Here is a 16963-nt window from a genome sequence, read left to right as displayed (position 1 = left end):
AGGAAAAGGCCATGAAAAAACTCTTTATTACCCTGCGGGAACAAATCGTTAAAAGATTGCAAAGCTTTTCATTCAGAACCGGCGTCATCGTCCTTTCACTTTGCATTCCCTTTTACATTTTATCGTTCGCGCAAATGGCCCTCCCCATTTCGACCGAAGCCAAAGGCATCCTTTGGGTAGTGCTGTTCGGGCTAGCCAAAACATTCCAGTACGCCGGGCTTTCCATCATCGGCGTTGAAGGCGTCAAAAGACTCAAAAGCTTTTTCAAGAAAGCGTCCTAGAATACAGCTGCAATAATCCTGATATAAAAAATTGCTATTATTCCCTTTGGATTACAAATCTACAGGATCCTTCGACTCAATTATACAAGTGTCCTTTTAACCTGTATGGATCCCCTCCCTAACGGTCGAGGATGACAGTTTAAAAAGCACCTCTTATAAAAAAGTTCTGAACGAATCCTAAATACACATCATTAACCACTGATTACAGCAAAATGGACATTAACGCACTCGCACAACAGCACATTTTGAAGCAGCCGCTCTACGTGACCGGCAAACCCATCGCCTACACCGCTCGTGAATTCGGCCTCGATCCGAAAGACATCGACAAACTCGCCAGCAACGAAAACCCGTTTGGCCCGAGCCCGAAGGGCATGGCCGAAGCTCGCAAGGCTTTGGAAGAAGTGAACCTCTATCCGGATGGCGGCTCTTACGACCTCATCGGAAAGATTGCTGAATTCCGCGGCGTGAACCGCGACCAAATTGCAGTGGGTAACGGCAGTAACGAACTTTTGGACATGATTGCCCAAGTGTTCCTCGGCCCCGGCACGGAAGCCGTCATGGGTAACCACAGCTTCGCTGTTTACAAGCTCGCCACGATGGCCATGAACGCCAAGATTGTTGAAGTTGACATGCCTGCTCCGGGATACAACTACAACCTCAAGGCCATGCGCGACGCCGTGAACGAAAAGACCCGCATCGTGTTCCTCGCCAACCCGAACAACCCGACCGGTTCTGACCTCACCGCCAAGGAAATTCTCGACTTCGCCGACAGCCTCCCGGAAACTTGCGTTCTCGTGATGGACGAAGCCTACACCGAATTTATCGAAGACACGCCGGAACTCGTTCCGGATTTCAACAGCCGCATCGCCGCTGGCAAGAACATCATCTGCTGCCGTACATTCAGCAAGATCTACGGTCTCGCCGGTCTCCGCGTGGGCTACTGCATTACCCGTCCGGAAATCGTCGCACTCATCAACCGCGTGCGTGAACCGTTCAATGTGAACAGCATCGCTCAGGCAGCCGCCATCGGCGCTATTGACGACCAGGATTATGTGAACAAGGTTCGCGAACTCAACAAGAAGGGTCTCGAACAGCTCAAGGCTGGTTTCAAGGAACTCGGCCTCCCCTACGTCGACAGCCACGCCAACTTCATCGCCGTCAGCGGATTCAAGGATCCGATGGACGCCTTCAAGTTCTTGCAGGCCAAGGGTACCATCATCCGCCCGCAGCCGGCTATGGGTGACGTGCTCCGCATTACCGTCGGTACCGAAGCTCAGAACAAGAAATGCCTCGAAAACATCAAGGCATATCTCGGCAAGTAAACCGAGAAAGAGACTGCGCGAAGCCCGCGCCTAGCGCCAAAGCTCACGGCGTTGCCCGTGTGATTTCTAAGCGCGGTTTTTGCAGCAGAAGCCAAGCAGAAAACCTGGTCCGCGAGGGCCGGGTTTCTTTGCGTGGTAAAATCGTCCGCGATCCGGACACTCCCGCCCGCGAAAATGATGAAATTTGCGTTGACGGAAAGATCGTAAAAGCAAGCGAGTTCGTTTACTTTATGATGAATAAGCCGCGTGGTTACGTGACCACGGCAAGCGATGAAAAAGGGCGTGCAACCGTCATGGACCTTTTCCGCGAGCAATACGCCAAAATGTTCCCCGGCAAACCCGTGCCACACATTTCACCCGTCGGCAGGCTCGATGCTGCCAGCGAAGGATTGTTGCTGTTTACGAACGATACGCAATGGGCAGACGCTTTATTAAAGACGAAAGACGAGAGACGAAAGACGAGAGAATCGCGCGGCCCCAAGGCTGGAATTAAGAATACAAGCGTCATCCTGAGCAGTCATCCTCGAAGCAAAGCGGAGGGGACCCATACAATTCCTACCAACACTTGTAAAACAACTAATCCAGTTACAAATCCTCATCTCAAAATTTACCGAGTTCAGGTTGCGGGAATGCCAACTGCAACAGAACTCGAACAGATGGAAGAAGGTTTCAACGTTCCGCCACGCGTCTTTGGTGAACCCGAAGAATTCATGCACGCCGTCAGCGCCAAGTTCTACAGCGCAGGTGAAAAGAACTGCTGGCTCGAAATCACTTTAGACGAAGGCAAAAATCGAGAAATCCGCCGCATGCTTGCTAAGCTCGGCTACGAAGTTTTACGCCTTGTGCGCATCAAGTTCTGCAATTTTGAACTAGGCAATTTAAAGCAGGGGTGCATCAAGAAACTTGACGCACCGCGTCCATAGCCCCGCAGCATTAAGCCGAGCGCGGTTTACCCGTCCAGCCAAGCTTTTCGCGAAGAGCGCCTACAAATCCCGTGTGACGCATACGAATAAACGTCGTCACAAGCTTACTTTCTGACAACATCACATATTCATCCGGTTTCATTTCGAAATCAATACGCCCGTCAAAAACGAGATCCAGCGAGCAATTCACCGCCGAAGCCATTCGCAATTTTTTATCCGTAAGAGAAAGCACAAGCGGACGCACCGAGAGGCTGCTCGGAGCCACAGGCGTGAGCACCACCGCCGGCGTCGAAGGATGAATAATCGGGCCACCCGCAGCCAAGTTATAAGCCGTCGAACCCGTCGGCGTCGAAACGAGAATCGAATCCGCCCAGTATTCCGTCAGGCACGTATCGTTATAAGCGACATTTACGTTCACCATGCGTTCCGGAGCGTGAGCGCGCACGTGGACTTCGTTCAACACGGTCTGTTTTGCAATGCACTTTTTGCCGTGGTAAACCGCAGCCTCAATCATCATGCGTTCACGAGTCGAGAAGTCACCCGCCAGCAAGCTATCGAGCGTCTTGGTCAAGCCTTCCACACGCGATTCTGCCAAGAATCCCACGCGCCCAGCATTCACACCGAGAATCGGGATGTTATGGCCAAGCGCCATGTGAGCCGCCGTCAGCACAGTGCCATCACCGCCAATCGCAATCAACAAATCCGTCTTCTGCAACGCGGATTCTTTCACGATGCGAATCGGCTTTTTCACGAGTTCCTTGAGGGAATCGAGCGCACAGAATTTCACCTGCGGGTGTTCAAGCGCCCAAGAAGTAATCTGCTTCAAGGCACAAGCCAAGTCAGAACTTTTGTCCTTGAATCCGACAATTCCAATGTTGCTGAAAGACTTTTCCATTTTCATCCTCAAGTTTCGCGATTTTACCGTTGCGTTCATTCCCTGCGTCAGCCGAACTTATTCCTTCTTCTCGGCGTTTTCGGCCACAAGCACATTCTTGAGCTTTTCGACAACGCCTGGGAACATCGCTTCGACTTTGTCCATATTCTCGACCGGTTCATCGTTCTGGAGCGCAAGTGACAACACGCTCAAGGCAAGCCCCATCTGCGCCGAATCACCGCCGTCAAAATCGCTACCGTTCACAATCGTTTCAAGACCACGAATCACAAGGCCATCGTCGTACACGCCAACTTCGGCACCCGTCTTGCGCAAGTTCACCGCCAAGAATTCGTTCTTGGGGCGCATTTCCTTGCGGACTTCCTTGGGTACGCGCAAAATCGTTTCGCCTTCACCGTAGCAAGCCGCCACTGCCAAAAGCGGGTATTCTTCGAGCGCTGTTGCAATCACGTCTTCGCTAAAGCGGCGACCCTGCAAGCGCTTTCCAGAAGCGAGCGGCTTGATTTCGACATCGCCAAAAACGTCGCCGTACTTTTCACGACGGCTTACCGTTTCAACGTTTGCACCCATGCGCTTAAGACATGTGAGCGCTCCCGCACGGCTGCTGTTCAAATCCACATTCAAAAGCTTGATGACGTTGTCCTTCGGCATGTTCCCAACAGTCGCGAGTACCGCAAACGCAGTCGCTTCCGTCGTATCGCCCGGCACATAGTATTCACGCGCCGTAATCACCTTCGTTTCCGAAAGTTCCGTAAACTGCGTACGTTCAATTTTCTTGCCCTGCGCAATCATCAAGCGGCGTTCGAATTCGCTCAACTGTTCCATGCCACGGCCTTCATATTTCACAGCCGCACCAAAGTAGATGAGCATCTTTGTCCACTGGTCATGTACCGTAGACTTTTCTTCAAAATTCAAATAGTCATTGCGGATAAGCGCACGGAGCAAGAGCCTGTTGCGCATCACAGACGAAACGTTCCCAAGAGAATCCTTCTTGACGTTCAGTTCATCACGCAAAAAGTTAAAGACAAACTTTGCGGGTTCATCTTTTTGCACCTTGATCTTGAAATACTTCTGGAGCGTTTCCTTCGCCGTGTTCACGCGGGCAATGCCGGCATCATCAACTTCGGCGGCAAACGTGTAAAGTTGCTCATCGTCCTTGCTTGCGAGCGTCCAAAGCATCACGTTATCGGCTTCGTTGAACTTGAACGGAAGCATGGTCGGAATAGAGTACTGGAATCCCTTGCCATTCAAGACAAGCTGATGCCCTTGCAATTCGTAAGTGAGACCAAAATCTTTCAGCGCCTCGGCATACTTTTCACAACCACTTGCCCACGCAAAATTTTCCAACACGGTGCGGCCATTCACCAAAAGAGCCATCACCAACGTCAAATTCATCCGTTCACGGTCGGGATTCATCAAGAATTCCATCGTCTATTCCTTAAGCAAATTAACGTCTTTCTTTAACTTCGTATTCCAAATATTGCAGAGTCTTCACGGCACGGGCCGCTTCTTCTTGAGTCTTGAACGCAAGCAAAAGCGTACCCGCCACATTTTCGCGAACCTTCATGAGTTCTATATCGCGAATGTTAAGGCCCTCTTCGGCAAGCGGCTGCATCACGCTCAACAAAGCACCCGGCTTATCCTTGAGCTGGACCGTAATTTCGTAAAACGAATTCGTGTTATTGCGACCCGGAGCAAACAAGCTCGCACGGCCATCGTTACCCGCCTTGAAAATGTCGGCAAGCGCCTGCGAATTGTCGGCAACCACGCTATGCTCGTCATTTTCAAAATCACCGGAAGCAGGCTTACCGTCTTTCACGACGTTGAGTCCGTTCATCGCAGCAATCGTCTTGTCGAGGCCATCGCGAACTTCGCAAAGCGCACGAGTCGTCTCGTCGCGATTCGTCACGGCGATATCGTGCCACATTCCCCAGCCCGAGGCGGCAATGCGCGTCATATCGCGGAAAGCGCGGCCTGCAAAATGCTGGTAGTTGTGCTTCAGCAAGCGTTCCGGCAAGTTGCCCGCAAGTGTCGAGCTCAGCATCTGCGGCATGTGACTCACCCACGCCATCGTGCGGTCATGATGTTCCGGCGGGAACACGACAGGATTTGCACCCACAAAGCGGATAATTTCCAGAAGCGGTGCATAAACAGATTCAGGCGTTCCATCCGGCGGGCAGACAAACCAATACGCATTTTCAAAAATTGCAGGGTCGTTGTATTCGCAAGTGCGCTTTTCGGAACCCGCCATCGGGTGGCTGCCAACAAAGCGGAACGGAGCCGGCAAGCGCACGCCCGCCTTGCAAATTTCAACCTTCGTCGAGCCGATATCGCTTACCAAGATTTCTCGGCCTGCATCAGAACCCGCCCACGAAACTTTACCGAGCGCATCAATCATCTTCAAAATGTGGAGGATCGGCGCACAGAGCAAAATCAGGTCGCTATCCTTCGCCCATTTTTCAGTCTCGTCGTATTCAAAAAATTCATCGGCAAGTTCAAGTTCACGAGCACGCTTGAGCGTTGCAGGCGAACTCACGGCACGAATCTTCGTCGGGAGTTTAGCCTGTTTGATGGCCGCAGCAATCGAGCTTGCCAAAAGACCAAACCCCACCATAGTAATGCGGGCAACCATTATTCTTCCACCTTGCGAGTTTCTTCCATGATGACACGGAAAATATTCTGGAACGATTCCGGAGAAAGCGGGCCACCGGCCTTTACGGCCTTCTCGGCGACCAAATTCAAGACAGACTGTTCACGCCCATTATCAAAAACAGGCAAACCTTTCTGCTTCTTGATTTTCCCAATTTCAGCAGCGTATGTAGCCCTCTTGTTGAGGAGCGACATCAGTTCATCATTAAGTTCGTCAATGCGAATGCGCCATTCATTAATATCCATATTAACGAATGTAGAAAAAATCAAGCGACGGGCGAACGCGAGCCTCCCTGCGCACAAGCCTTACAGCGTACGGTTCGCGTACTGGTACAGCGAAAGACCAAATTCTGGGAGCGACGCAATCAGAAAATCAAAAATATCGGACTGGATATTTTCGTATTCGATCCATTCCACCGTATTGGCAAACGCATAGATTTCAAGCGGAAGTCCCGTCGGCGTTGGCGCAAGCTGGCGCGTCATGAGCGTCATGTCTTGAGCAATTGTCTTACGGCTACGGAGATACGCCGTACAATAAGCCCTAAACGTTCCGATATTTGTCAAATGGCGACCATTCAATTTTGTAACCGTGACATTTTCCGACACGCCAGAATTTTCACCGATTTCATCCAGCTTTTGTTCCAAGTACGGGCGCAGCACATCAATTTTCATGAACTTTTCAATTTCTTCAGGCGTCAAAAAGCGGATGCTCTGCTGGTCAATGAAAAGCGAACGCTTGATGCGGCGACCACCAGATTCCTGCATACCGCGCCAGTTGCGGAACGAATTCGTAATCAAGTCGTATGCCGGAATCACCGAAACCGTATTGTCCCAGTTGCGCACTTTCACAGACGTAAGCGTAATATCGATGACCGAGCCATCGGCATGGTGGCGTTCAATTTCAATCCAGTCGCCCTTACGCAAGAGGTCCGACAAGTTTATCTGGATTCCAGAAACCAGGCCCAAAATCGAATCCCTGAAGACCAACAACAAGACCGTCGCCATGGCGCCCAGAGTCGACAAAATAATCACAGGACTTTTGTTCACAATCTGCGATGCCACAAGGATCGTCGCAACGCAGAACATCGCAAGTTTTACCGCCTGGAAGATGCCTCGCATTGGTCGCAACTTCATTTTCACATTGCGTTCATTCAAGCTTTCTATGACATCAAGCACCGCACTTGCAAGCAGGAACGCTGCCACCGTAAACAAAATATTTCCGATATGTTCACAAAATTCATAAAGCCAGTGTCCCTTCGCAAGCACATACGGGAACGACTGCACAAGAATTATCACCGGCACAAAAAAGAGTGCTCGCGAAATCACCTTCTTTTTCACAAGCAAGTCATCAAACTTATTTGGAGTCTTTATGGCAATCCATTTCGCAATCGGATGCACCACGAAATACAAAAAAGCATAAACAGCAGCAACGACAGCAGAAAGTATCGCAAATTGGTAATAATCGTTCATACCTACAATCTAAAAATTTCGTATATTATGCAACGAACTTTTATCATTGGAGCAATCATGAAAATAGCCGTTATGGGTGGCGCAGGATACATCGGAAGCCATACCATCATTGAACTCTACAAAGCTGGTCATTCCGTTGTCGTCGTCGATAACCTTGTAAACTCAAGCGATGAATCGCTCCGCCGCGTAGCAGAGCTTGTCGGCTCCCCCATTCCATTCGTCAAGGCAGACGTCCGTGACGCTGATGCCATGGACAAGATTTTCAGCGAAAACAAGTTCGACGCCTGCATCCACTTTGCAGGACTCAAGGCCGTCGGTGAATCCGTCGCAAAGCCGCTCGAATACTACGAAAACAACATGAACGCTACGTTCGTGCTGCTCCATGCCATGCGTAACCACGGCTGCAAGAACCTCATTTTCAGCTCTTCGGCAACCGTTTACGGCAACCCGGCTCAAATTCCTATTACAGAAGCCTGCCCTAAGGGCCAATGCACCAACCCCTACGGACAGACAAAATCCATGCTCGAAGAAGTCCTTCGCGATGTGCAAAAAGCAGACCCGGAATGGAACATCGTATTGCTCCGTTACTTCAACCCGATTGGCGCACACCCGAGCGGACGCATCGGCGAAGACCCGAACGGCATTCCGAATAACTTAATGCCTTACATCACGCAGACCGCAGTCGGACTCCGCAAGGAACTCGGCGTATTTGGCAATGACTACGACACCCCGGACGGCACTGGCGTTCGCGACTACATTCACGTCTGCGACCTCGCCTCTGGCCACGTAAGCGCCCTCAAGGCAATCGAACGCAAGTGCGGACTCGCCATTTATAACTTGGGTACAGGTCACGGCTACTCCGTGCTCGACGTCGTGAAAGCATTCGAAAAAGTCAACAACGTCAAGATTCCATACAGCATCAAGCCGCGTCGCGCAGGCGACATCGCTACTTGCTACTGCAACCCGCAAAAGGCATTCGACGAACTCGGCTGGAAGGCTCAGTACGGCATCGAAGAAATGTGCCGCGACGCCTGGAACTGGCAAAAGAACAACCCCAAAGGATACAAGGGCTAAGTCCCATCTTTTACAGTGTCATCCCGGCCCTGTGCCGGGATCACCAATTAACAAAAAATTTAGCCTCCCGCATAAGCGAGAGGCATTTTTAAATTCATCAAGCGAACTCACGCTCGCCATGACGCCGCGATTTAGCGATCGTGATGGTGATGGTGCCTACGATTAGATTCGCGATACAAGTCTTCACATTCGCCAATGCTGCGAGCAGAGAAGTATCTACCACGACGCGGATCCTTGCAATCAATATGATCAGGACGGTCGCGACGGTAATCAATCTGCATCCAGACATCACCATTGCTGCAGTAAAAGTCAAATCGGCGTTCCTTATCACCACGATAGCATTCACCACGGCTGTACATTTTCTGGTCATTTCCATAACGTTCGACATGAATCCTGTCATGACGATCGCATCTCGGTTCTGCATATCGGCAGCTTACAGACGGAGGATCCATACGAGAATTGTCCCCCTTCTTGGGTGCAAGATTTATCGAGAATGCCATAGCCGAAGTACTAAGCATCATTAACGACATGGCACAGGTAAGCACAAGCTTATTCATATGACCTCATTATACTTTGAGTGTTACAACAAAGATAATATATTAAATATTTTGAAACAAAACCAAGTCTTTTTTACAAAAAAAATCCTGCCACCAAGGACAAGATTTTTTTTAAGATTTTCAAACATGTTTGCCGCTGCGACTCTCGGCTTATATCAACTTACCGCTTCGCGGTTCTTTAATCAGCGGCTCGGCAATGCCCGTGCAAGCACGGTCGCAGCTCTCGCCTTTAGATTAATTCTTCAGCGGTTATCTTGTCATCGTGTTCGGGTTCCTGGTAGCAGGATTCCGGCACCTGGACCTGGTTCTGAAAATAAGCCTTGTGCGCAGCGATTACCTTTTCGCGGGCAAACGCAGCATCCTTCCATTCACCAATTTGTACGTCCTTGCCTTCCAGTTCCTTGTAGTTCTGGAAGAAGTTCTTCGTAATGCGGAGGAACATCTGGTCCACGTCAGTAATGTCGCAGAACGGACGCGGATTAAATATTGGTACGCCCAAAACCTTGTAGTCCTTCTTGCCACCATCGGTCATATCAAGAGCACCAATCACGCGGCACGTGCAAACCGTACCCGTAATCATGGATGCCGGGCTGTAAATAAGCATGTCCAAAGCGTCACCGTCGTCAGCCTTGGTGCTCGGGATAAAACCATAAGTGCAAGGATAGCTCATGGAGCTCAAAAGGCAACGGTCGAGACGGAACACATGCAGGCGTTCGTCATATTCATACTTCAAGTTCGTGTCTTTGCCGATTTCCACGACGCAATCCACTTCATAAGGATACTTGCGTCCAATAGGAAGATCTAGATAATTGATAGCCATTTACTCTCCGTAGGCCCACATTGAGCCTCATTATCTTTTTATTACAAATATAATCCCTAATTTAGTATTTATTCAGAAATTGTAAAGTCTTTTTTTACCAACGTGTCTTCAATTCCTAATTCCGAAATCCTAACCCCGAATTATCTGCTCCGCCAGCGCGCTGATGTCACCTTGTCGAAAAGTCCAAAATAGAACACCGGTTCACCGTGATCAGGACTGTACCCCACTTCAAAGCGGATTCGGTCCAGCGCAGGAATCACGATATGCAGGCCGCCATAGACTGCGCCTTCGTAATTTTTCCAGCCTGGGGCGCCCTTGTCCCAAAGCACACTTGCATCAAGACCCGCCACCAATTGAATCCCGTAAAAGAAATTGATTCCCCAAATCGAAGCCGGACGGCGTTCACGCAACACAAAACGCTCTTCCAAAGTCAATAGCATTTCGTGCACCCCTAAATGCAATGAATCCGACTCGTGACCTCGGAACGTATTTGCACCGCCGTGATAGTAATAATCATATTTCTGCACTTTGCCTGGACGCAAACGGACAAGCGCCGTAGCTCCAGTGACAAATCGACCAATTGTATAATAGGCTCTAGCATCTTCCAGGAACTCGACAAAGTTTTCGCCCCGCTTTCCGCCAACGCCCACATGCGTTACCATGCTTTCAAAATATATTCCCTCGCGTGAATCAAGTTCGCTATCGCGATAATCAAAGGCGACGCCGAGTCCAAATTCCGGCAAAACACCCGGTCCCTTTTCGAGATAGCGGTACACCGTTTTCCCAAGAATCGAGAAATGCGAAAGCAATTTCCAGTTTACATCCAAACTAAGCAGCCATGTGGCATCCTGGAATCCGCGAAGGTCATCCCAGCTATCCGTCCGCAAGAATTCAAAATTCCAGCCCAGAGGAAGATCAAATAAATACGGAGAACTGGCATAAAAAGCATACTCGTTATTTTCGAAGAACGGATCAAGCGCCGTACGGAACTGGACTTCAGCACGAATGTCTTCGCCAAGCACATTCAAGTTCGCAAGGGCAAGCCCAAGCATGAGGCCATCGCGGTCTGTCTTTTTACCAGCGGGTGACGGAATCCAGCGGAAGATTTCTTTAAAATTGTAAACTACAGCAACCCCGTCATCCTGAGCGAAGCCGTTAGGCGAAGTCGAAGGATCCAGTTGCTTTTTACAGGAAACATAAATATCCGTAAAGAGGTCCAGGTCTTGCAGGCGAAGCTTCTCGGCTTCAAAAACCTTTTGAGAAAACGCTTCCCCAACCTTATGCGAGAGTTCGCGCCACACCACACGCGGTTTCGTATGCTCCAAGCCCTCTATTTCAATCGATTCAATTTTTGCACCATCAACGCACTGGTCGGAATCCACGCGCAGCGAATCCGGCTCTGCAGCGTTTGCAGATACAAAGGCGGAAACAAGCCCCGCCAGCAAAAAAGTCTTCACAAAAAAATTCACGAATCAAAGATACAAAAGGCAACCACCCTGCATTTTCGCAATACTCCGAAAAATTGCTATATTAGGGATACTCAAATTGAGGTGATTATGTTAGACTTTTTAGCAAACAACTGGCCCTACCTGGTTATCCTGGTCGTGGTCGTCGCTTTATTTTTTATTATCCGTGGTGCACTCAAGGGCCTGAAAGCAAGAAGCCCGTTCAACATGGAAAACATCCGCAAGAGCACCGAGCCGAACTTTCTTGCCCTCCAGCAGAAGTCCAAAGCTTTGCTCGCCGATGCCGACATGGTTTGCGAAATCAAACCGGGCAGCGATCAGGTGATTCCGAAAAAGGAAGATGTCAAGTTTTTCCGTCGTGCTGTTTCACAGAAGTTTAAACTCGCTGTGTTCCAGGTTCCGGGCACAAACAAGGTCGTGTTTTTCTTCTGCAAGACCGAAGCCGGCATCAAGAGAAGACTCCAGAACTTGGTCATCAACCAGAAGTTCCGCGAAGGCAAGCCGCCTTATATCGACGCCGCAACCGGTGAAAAGCTGAGATACCCGAAGGCTTAATTAGACGAGAGTTCGCTTCGCTTACAGACGAAAGACGAGAGAGGCGATAGATTTGATTTATATACCCCGGTCATTGTGCCGGGGTCAACTTTTTTAAAGAGACTCAAAGAGAACCATCTACAATGCGCACGTACAAAGATCTAGCCATTGCCGAAGAAGAACAAAAGCTCATAGACGCTGTAAACAGGACGAACAACTTGCTCGTCGAAGCGCCCACCGGTAGCGGTAAGTCGTTGTACATTCCGTGGTTCTTGAGCAATCACTTTAGCGGTCGCATTGTCGTCTTGCAGCCGAGACGCATCGCAGCACTTGCACTTGCGCAGTACTCTGCAAAACTTCACAACGAGCCTTGCGGAAAGACCGTCGGTTATCAGTTCCGCCAAGACAGCTGCAAATCCAGCGCTACGCGAATTCTGTTCCAGACCTATGGAAACTTTTTGCAGGAACTTTTGCACGGCAAGATGGACGCTGAATGGGTCATCTTCGATGAATACCACGAACGCAAAGCCGACATGGACTTGCTCTTTGCGTATCTGCTAAAATTGCAAGAATCAAGCCGCGCATCAGAAAGTAAAAACATCAAAGCGCCGAGAATCGCCGTCATGAGCGCAAAGCTCAACCGCGAAGAAATGGAACAAGCGCTCGGCGTCAAATGCCTGGAACTCGGACATCCACTTTATCCTGTACAAATTCTTTACCAGAAGCCCGCCGCAGGCACAAACATCAGCGCAGGCCAGGGAATCGAAAGCGAAGTAGTCCGCGCATTGCGCACTTTGTACCGCAATAACATTTGGCAGACAACGCTCGTATTCTTGCCAGGCAAAGCAGAAATCGCAAGATGCCACACCGCCGCAAGCGAAGCTCTTGGCGCAAACGTCGCCGAGTTCCTTGAACTCTACGGCGGTCAGGACCGCGAAACGCAAGACCGCATCTTTGAAGAAACAGAACGCCCGCGCGTCATCTTTACAACCAACATTGCAGAAACGTCCATCACCGTGCCAAACGTCACAGGCGTTGTCGATAGCGGCATCGAGCGCGTAAACGAATATGACGACAACAAGAAAGTGAATGTACTGCGCACACTCCCGATTTCGCTACAGAACGCCATCCAGCGCAGCGGTCGTAGCGGTCGTACACAAAACGGTTGCGCCATCCGCCTCTGGACAGAAGATGCCGAGAAGCACATGCCGCAAGGCATCGTGCCCGAAGTCCTGCAAATCGAGCCGTCGGAACTTTTATTGCAAAAAGCCGCACTGGAATCAGACGAGAGAACGAGCAAAGCCCTACAGACGAGAGACGAAAGAGGCGAGAGTCGCGACAACAAGTTTACTTGTTGGCATGACCGAGCCTTACTGTCTGACGCCGAAGGCGTCAAAGACGAGAGAAACGTCATTGCGAGCGAAGCGAAGCAATCTATTACATTACCTACGGCGATTCCAGAAGTGCGCGAAAAGATCGCTACAGCGATGCTCGAAAAATTCAGCATGCTGCAAGACGGGCGCATCACTGAACTCGGCAAGCGAGCCATCCAAACGCCAATTTCAAGCATTCCTCTAGCACTGATTCTAGCAAAAGCAAAAACCACAGCGGACCTCCCCGACTTGCTCCTCGCCGCCATGGCATGGATCCATTCCGGCACAGAATTTATCCAGAAATCTAAAAACACGCTCAACTTGCTCACGCTCGCAAGCGATACACTATCAAAAGCCATCAGCGCTCCGCGAGAAGTCTCGTTCACGCTAAAGCAACTGCGGGATTACAGGGACAATTTAGACGAGAGACGAGAGACGAGAGACGAGAGGCGAGGTATGCCTATTGCAAAAGGCGAGTCTGCCGCACACGCCATAGCCCAAAGCCTTCTCGCCGCATTCCCAGACGCACTCGCGACACCAAGCGGTAATGTCTACAAGTTGAGCAACGGCAACACCATTCGATTGCAAGTTGCAGAGCCGCCTTATGCATTGCTCGCGCTCTCCATGCTCCGCACCGAAGCAGGCGCCAAATCAGAAATGCGCGTCAACCTTTACGCTCCAGTGCCCAAAGAATTGCTCGGCGGCGAAAGCGAAATCATCCGCTACGAACTGCTTTGGCGGAGCGGTCAAGAACGCTTCATCGGCGCCGAGATTCACGAATGCGAAAGCCCCAACGGCGACATTCGCGAAACAAGCCGCAAAGAAATTCTCCCGCAAGAAGCTTCGCCAAAAGTTCTCGAAAAGCTCAAGGAACTCACCGCCGATGCCTGGCGCGACAAGCTCGAAAAAGAAAACTGGACCGGCCGTTACCTCACCGAAAACATCCAGACGCTCCTCATCAAGATGCGCCTTGCCGCAAAGCTTTACCCGGAATACGGACTCCCGGAATTCAACGAAGAAGACATGGAGCTTATCCTGAACGAGCTTACGGACGGCATATTCCTATTGCGCGACATCAACGAAGACCGTTACCGCAACATTGTCGAAGACTACTTCGGCAAATCCATGTTAGCATGGCTGCAAAAGACGTTCCCCGATCATTACATACTCCCCAATGGCAAGCGCGCCCGCTATAGCTATCAAGAAGTCGCCACCGCCGATGAACAAGGCAACGGCAAGATTGTTCAAAGCGCGGACGGCGTACTCGTCGAGATTTCGGCACGCATCGAAGACTTTATGCAGCTCCGTGGCGAGCACAAAATTGCAGACGGCAAGCTCAAAGTGCGTTACGACATTCTAGCACCGAACTTCCGCACGATTCAAAAGACATGGGACCTCACGAGCTTCTGGCAGAACACCTACGCCGAAGTCCGCAAAGAATTACGAGGACGCTATCCAAAGCACCCGTGGCCTGAGAATGTAATTACGAATTAGTAAGGCGGAATTAGGAATTATTTCACGCTATATACAGCGAGAGTCTTGCTATACTCGTAGCCTACAACTAAAAGCGGTTCACCATTGGGGCTTTTTTCAGCAGGGATAAACAAGATGCCCTCTGGACCGCGATCTTTCGGGTCTAAATAGAAATCGACAATCTTCGGAGTATTTCCGCTTTCAATTCCCGAAATATCAAATACGGCAACACCACTCGTGCGTTCCAGACCGACAAATGCATAACGCTTATCGCCTACAATGCCTGTCGTCACGTTTTCCGGTTCGCAGCCCTTGTCTTCGCTGCGGGCATCCATCTTGACTTTGCCCTTCTTGGAATTCCAGTTAAAGTAATCAGGCGCCATCTGGGCCATAGTCTGTTCAAACGCGTCGCCAGAATCCCACATCAAGTGCCCCGTTTCGCCATCGAAAATGCTGATCGAACGCGTTCCAAAGCTGTACATGTAAGGGCACTTGCCATTTTCAGTCTTATCCGGCGCCACATTGCAGCGTTCCAGATTGCTCACTGAAACGTTCTTCACATTTTCAAGAACTTCTGCCGTAAAAACATTCGGGTCCAAAATGCCATTTTGCATAAGCATCATCGGAGTAGTCACATCCGTCCATGCCTTGTAATCGTTCACCGGAGAGCCTTCGTTCGCCGTGAGCACAAACGTCTTGCCTCCGGCGGTAAATGCAGAAATTCCATCCGGCTGGCGCAATCCGCGCAACGGATAATTCTTGATTTCAATTTTCTTGTTCTTCTTGACGTCCAGCCCAAACCCAGGCTTGGAATGATCCACATAACCAAGCGGAAACACATCCAAAATCTTTTTCGCTTCGACATCGAACTTCACAAGCGCATTGTTTTCTTGCAAGCTCACCCAAGCCGTCCTGGAATCTTTAGATACCGTAATGTATTCCGGTTCAAGCGACTGCGCAAAACTCTTCACGCCCGTCTTGCGGACACCTTTTGCCATCAGCGCAATCGAATCAAGCCCGCCAAATCCGAGAACAGTCTTCTGCGGCTTTTTCCAAGCTCTAGCCAAATCTACGGCACTCGATGCATTCACGCCAGCAATCGACAAGACGCCGATGCCGCCTTCCGGGTCTTCCGTGAAATTTTCATCCGGAGATCCTTCGCATGCGATAAGCAAATTTGCGCCATCAGGAGTAAATGTGATCATGTCAGGCATGTAGCACAGTTCATGCTTTCCAAGAACTTCGAGTTTCTTGTTGTAGCGCATCACCTGCACATGCCCCATTTTCCATTCGGGATTGTTCAAGAGGCTTACCGCCACAAGATCCCCATGGACAGTCACGCTAGAGGCGCCCCCCGGCAATTTCATCTCGCTCACCTTTTTTGGATTTGCAGGGTCAGCCATATCGACGACTTCAAGGACATTCTCGCCGCCAACGACAAACAGCACTTTCTTTTCGGGCATGTACGCCGAAATTTCCGCCGTCGTCATAGGGATAGAAGCAACTTGCTTGAGCGTCGATCCCCAATGGAACGGACCCGCCGGCACATCCGACTTTTTAGCAAACGAAAAGCCCGTGCACATAAGCAGGCTCATGACAAAAGCGGTTCTTTTCATTTTCAACTCCCTGCGGCGGCGCCGCGACTTAATGAATTAATCCAGAATCAGCCACATGATAAGCATACCAAGTCCAAAGCTAGCCGCCATAGACGCCGTTTGCACGACCATGTCCTTTTTCTCTTCTTTCTTTATCTTTTCGTCTTTAGCTTTTTGCTTTTCAGCCTGTTCCTGGGAAGCCTGTACCGCAATACTCAAAGCCTTGGCGCAAGTCTCGTTGTTCTTCTTGAGCATATTGTAGCTCTGTTCCCAATTTTCGCATTTGGCCGTCTCGATTTCGAGATCCGAACGGAGAGCTTTCTTTTCAGCAATGCAGACACTGTCGTGAATCGCCATCACGCTATCGCGCACGGCAATTTCAGCGACAAGTTCGGCCTTCTCGGCATCATTATCTGCAACACTTCCAGTCGCTTTCGATTCCGCAGCATTCACAGCTCCGGCAAAAGCAAGCACAAGCAAAGAGCACAAAGCACATGATTTCAAAAAAGAACGAGCAAGAGAAACCATATTCCC

Annotated in this window: 16 protein-coding genes; 6 read left to right on the top strand and 10 right to left on the bottom strand. The window is 50.2% G+C overall.

Annotated features, from left to right (window positions below; all coding sequences use genetic code 11):
* Nucleotides 1-11: 11 nt before the first annotated feature.
* The 3 genes from ACJMM9_RS13440 (at nucleotide 12) to ACJMM9_RS13430 (ending at nucleotide 2526) form a co-directional block, all read left to right on the top strand.
* Nucleotides 12-281, top strand: a complete 270-nt coding sequence (locus ACJMM9_RS13440; protein WP_405327929.1) for a hypothetical protein — start codon at nucleotides 12-14, stop codon at nucleotides 279-281.
* Between the two features lie 212 nt (nucleotides 282-493).
* Complete coding sequence (hisC, locus tag ACJMM9_RS13435) at nucleotides 494-1603, top strand: histidinol-phosphate transaminase (RefSeq protein ID WP_405327926.1); 1110 nt, start codon at nucleotides 494-496, stop codon at nucleotides 1601-1603.
* Nucleotides 1567-2526, top strand: a complete 960-nt coding sequence (locus ACJMM9_RS13430) for a pseudouridine synthase (RefSeq protein WP_405327923.1) — start codon at nucleotides 1567-1569, stop codon at nucleotides 2524-2526. The genes hisC and ACJMM9_RS13430 overlap by 37 nt, the downstream gene beginning before the upstream one ends.
* Nucleotides 2527-2536: 10 nt before the next feature.
* On the opposite strand, the gene ACJMM9_RS13425 is transcribed toward ACJMM9_RS13430, so the two are convergent.
* The 5 genes from ACJMM9_RS13425 to ACJMM9_RS13405 are packed head-to-tail and all read right to left on the bottom strand — an operon-like array spanning nucleotide 2537 to nucleotide 7537.
* A complete protein-coding gene (locus ACJMM9_RS13425; protein WP_405327920.1) occupies nucleotides 2537-3421 on the bottom strand; it encodes an NAD(+)/NADH kinase in 885 nt (294 codons plus the stop codon).
* A gap of 57 nt (nucleotides 3422-3478) precedes the next feature.
* Nucleotides 3479-4846 (bottom strand): 3-phosphoshikimate 1-carboxyvinyltransferase, encoded by a 1368-nt coding sequence (locus ACJMM9_RS13420; protein ID WP_405327918.1) that lies wholly within the window; start codon nucleotides 4844-4846, stop codon nucleotides 3479-3481.
* Between the two features lie 19 nt (nucleotides 4847-4865).
* Nucleotides 4866-6050 (bottom strand): prephenate dehydrogenase/arogenate dehydrogenase family protein, encoded by a 1185-nt coding sequence (locus ACJMM9_RS13415; RefSeq protein ID WP_405327916.1) that lies wholly within the window; start codon nucleotides 6048-6050, stop codon nucleotides 4866-4868.
* Nucleotides 6050-6313 carry a chorismate mutase gene (locus ACJMM9_RS13410; RefSeq protein ID WP_405327914.1) on the bottom strand — a complete coding sequence of 88 codons (264 nt, stop codon included), beginning with the start codon at nucleotides 6311-6313 and terminating at the stop codon, nucleotides 6050-6052. Before ACJMM9_RS13410 ends, ACJMM9_RS13415 begins: the two co-directional genes overlap by 1 nt.
* Nucleotides 6314-6373: 60 nt before the next feature.
* Nucleotides 6374-7537: a mechanosensitive ion channel family protein gene (locus tag ACJMM9_RS13405; RefSeq protein ID WP_405327911.1), complete on the bottom strand. Its 1164-nt coding sequence runs from the start codon at nucleotides 7535-7537 to the stop codon at nucleotides 6374-6376.
* 57 nt (nucleotides 7538-7594) lie between these two features.
* On the opposite strand from ACJMM9_RS13405, the gene galE reads away from it, so the two are divergent.
* Entirely contained in the window at nucleotides 7595-8611 is a 1017-nt protein-coding gene (gene galE / locus ACJMM9_RS13400) for a UDP-glucose 4-epimerase GalE (RefSeq protein ID WP_405327908.1), read from the top strand.
* Nucleotides 8612-8742: 131 nt separating this feature from the next.
* On the opposite strand, the gene ACJMM9_RS13395 is transcribed toward galE, so the two are convergent.
* The 3 genes from ACJMM9_RS13395 to ACJMM9_RS13385 all read right to left on the bottom strand — a co-directional run bounded on the left by ACJMM9_RS13395 (nucleotide 8743) and on the right by ACJMM9_RS13385 (nucleotide 11445).
* Nucleotides 8743-9168: a hypothetical protein gene (locus ACJMM9_RS13395; RefSeq protein WP_405327906.1), complete on the bottom strand. Its 426-nt coding sequence runs from the start codon at nucleotides 9166-9168 to the stop codon at nucleotides 8743-8745.
* Nucleotides 9169-9397: 229 nt separating this feature from the next.
* Nucleotides 9398-9988 carry an inorganic diphosphatase gene (locus ACJMM9_RS13390; protein WP_088640027.1) on the bottom strand — a complete coding sequence of 197 codons (591 nt, stop codon included), beginning with the start codon at nucleotides 9986-9988 and terminating at the stop codon, nucleotides 9398-9400.
* Nucleotides 9989-10128: 140 nt separating this feature from the next.
* Nucleotides 10129-11445, bottom strand: a complete 1317-nt coding sequence (locus tag ACJMM9_RS13385) for a BamA/TamA family outer membrane protein (RefSeq protein WP_405327903.1) — start codon at nucleotides 11443-11445, stop codon at nucleotides 10129-10131.
* Between the two features lie 99 nt (nucleotides 11446-11544).
* Here ACJMM9_RS13385 and ACJMM9_RS13380 point away from each other — a divergent pair, with 99 nt between their 5' ends.
* A complete protein-coding gene (locus ACJMM9_RS13380; protein ID WP_088640029.1) occupies nucleotides 11545-12009 on the top strand; it encodes a hypothetical protein in 465 nt (154 codons plus the stop codon).
* Nucleotides 12010-12131: 122 nt separating this feature from the next.
* Nucleotides 12132-14855, top strand: coding sequence for an ATP-dependent helicase C-terminal domain-containing protein (locus ACJMM9_RS13375; RefSeq protein ID WP_405327900.1), 2724 nt, complete (start codon nucleotides 12132-12134; stop codon nucleotides 14853-14855).
* Between the two features lie 17 nt (nucleotides 14856-14872).
* Here the strand turns inward: ACJMM9_RS13375 and ACJMM9_RS13370 are convergent, their stop codons facing one another.
* Nucleotides 14873-16450 carry a choice-of-anchor I family protein gene (locus ACJMM9_RS13370; RefSeq protein ID WP_405327897.1) on the bottom strand — a complete coding sequence of 526 codons (1578 nt, stop codon included), beginning with the start codon at nucleotides 16448-16450 and terminating at the stop codon, nucleotides 14873-14875.
* A 36-nt stretch (nucleotides 16451-16486) separates the two neighbouring features.
* Nucleotides 16487-16957, bottom strand: coding sequence for a hypothetical protein (locus ACJMM9_RS13365; RefSeq protein WP_088640032.1), 471 nt, complete (start codon nucleotides 16955-16957; stop codon nucleotides 16487-16489).
* Nucleotides 16958-16963 lie beyond the last annotated feature (6 nt).

Source organism: Fibrobacter sp. (assembly GCF_045112255.1).
Taxonomy (GTDB): domain Bacteria; phylum Fibrobacterota; class Fibrobacteria; order Fibrobacterales; family Fibrobacteraceae; genus Fibrobacter.
The sequence above is the reverse complement of the archived record's forward strand: the minus strand, read 5'-3'. Positions and strand labels throughout refer to the sequence as shown.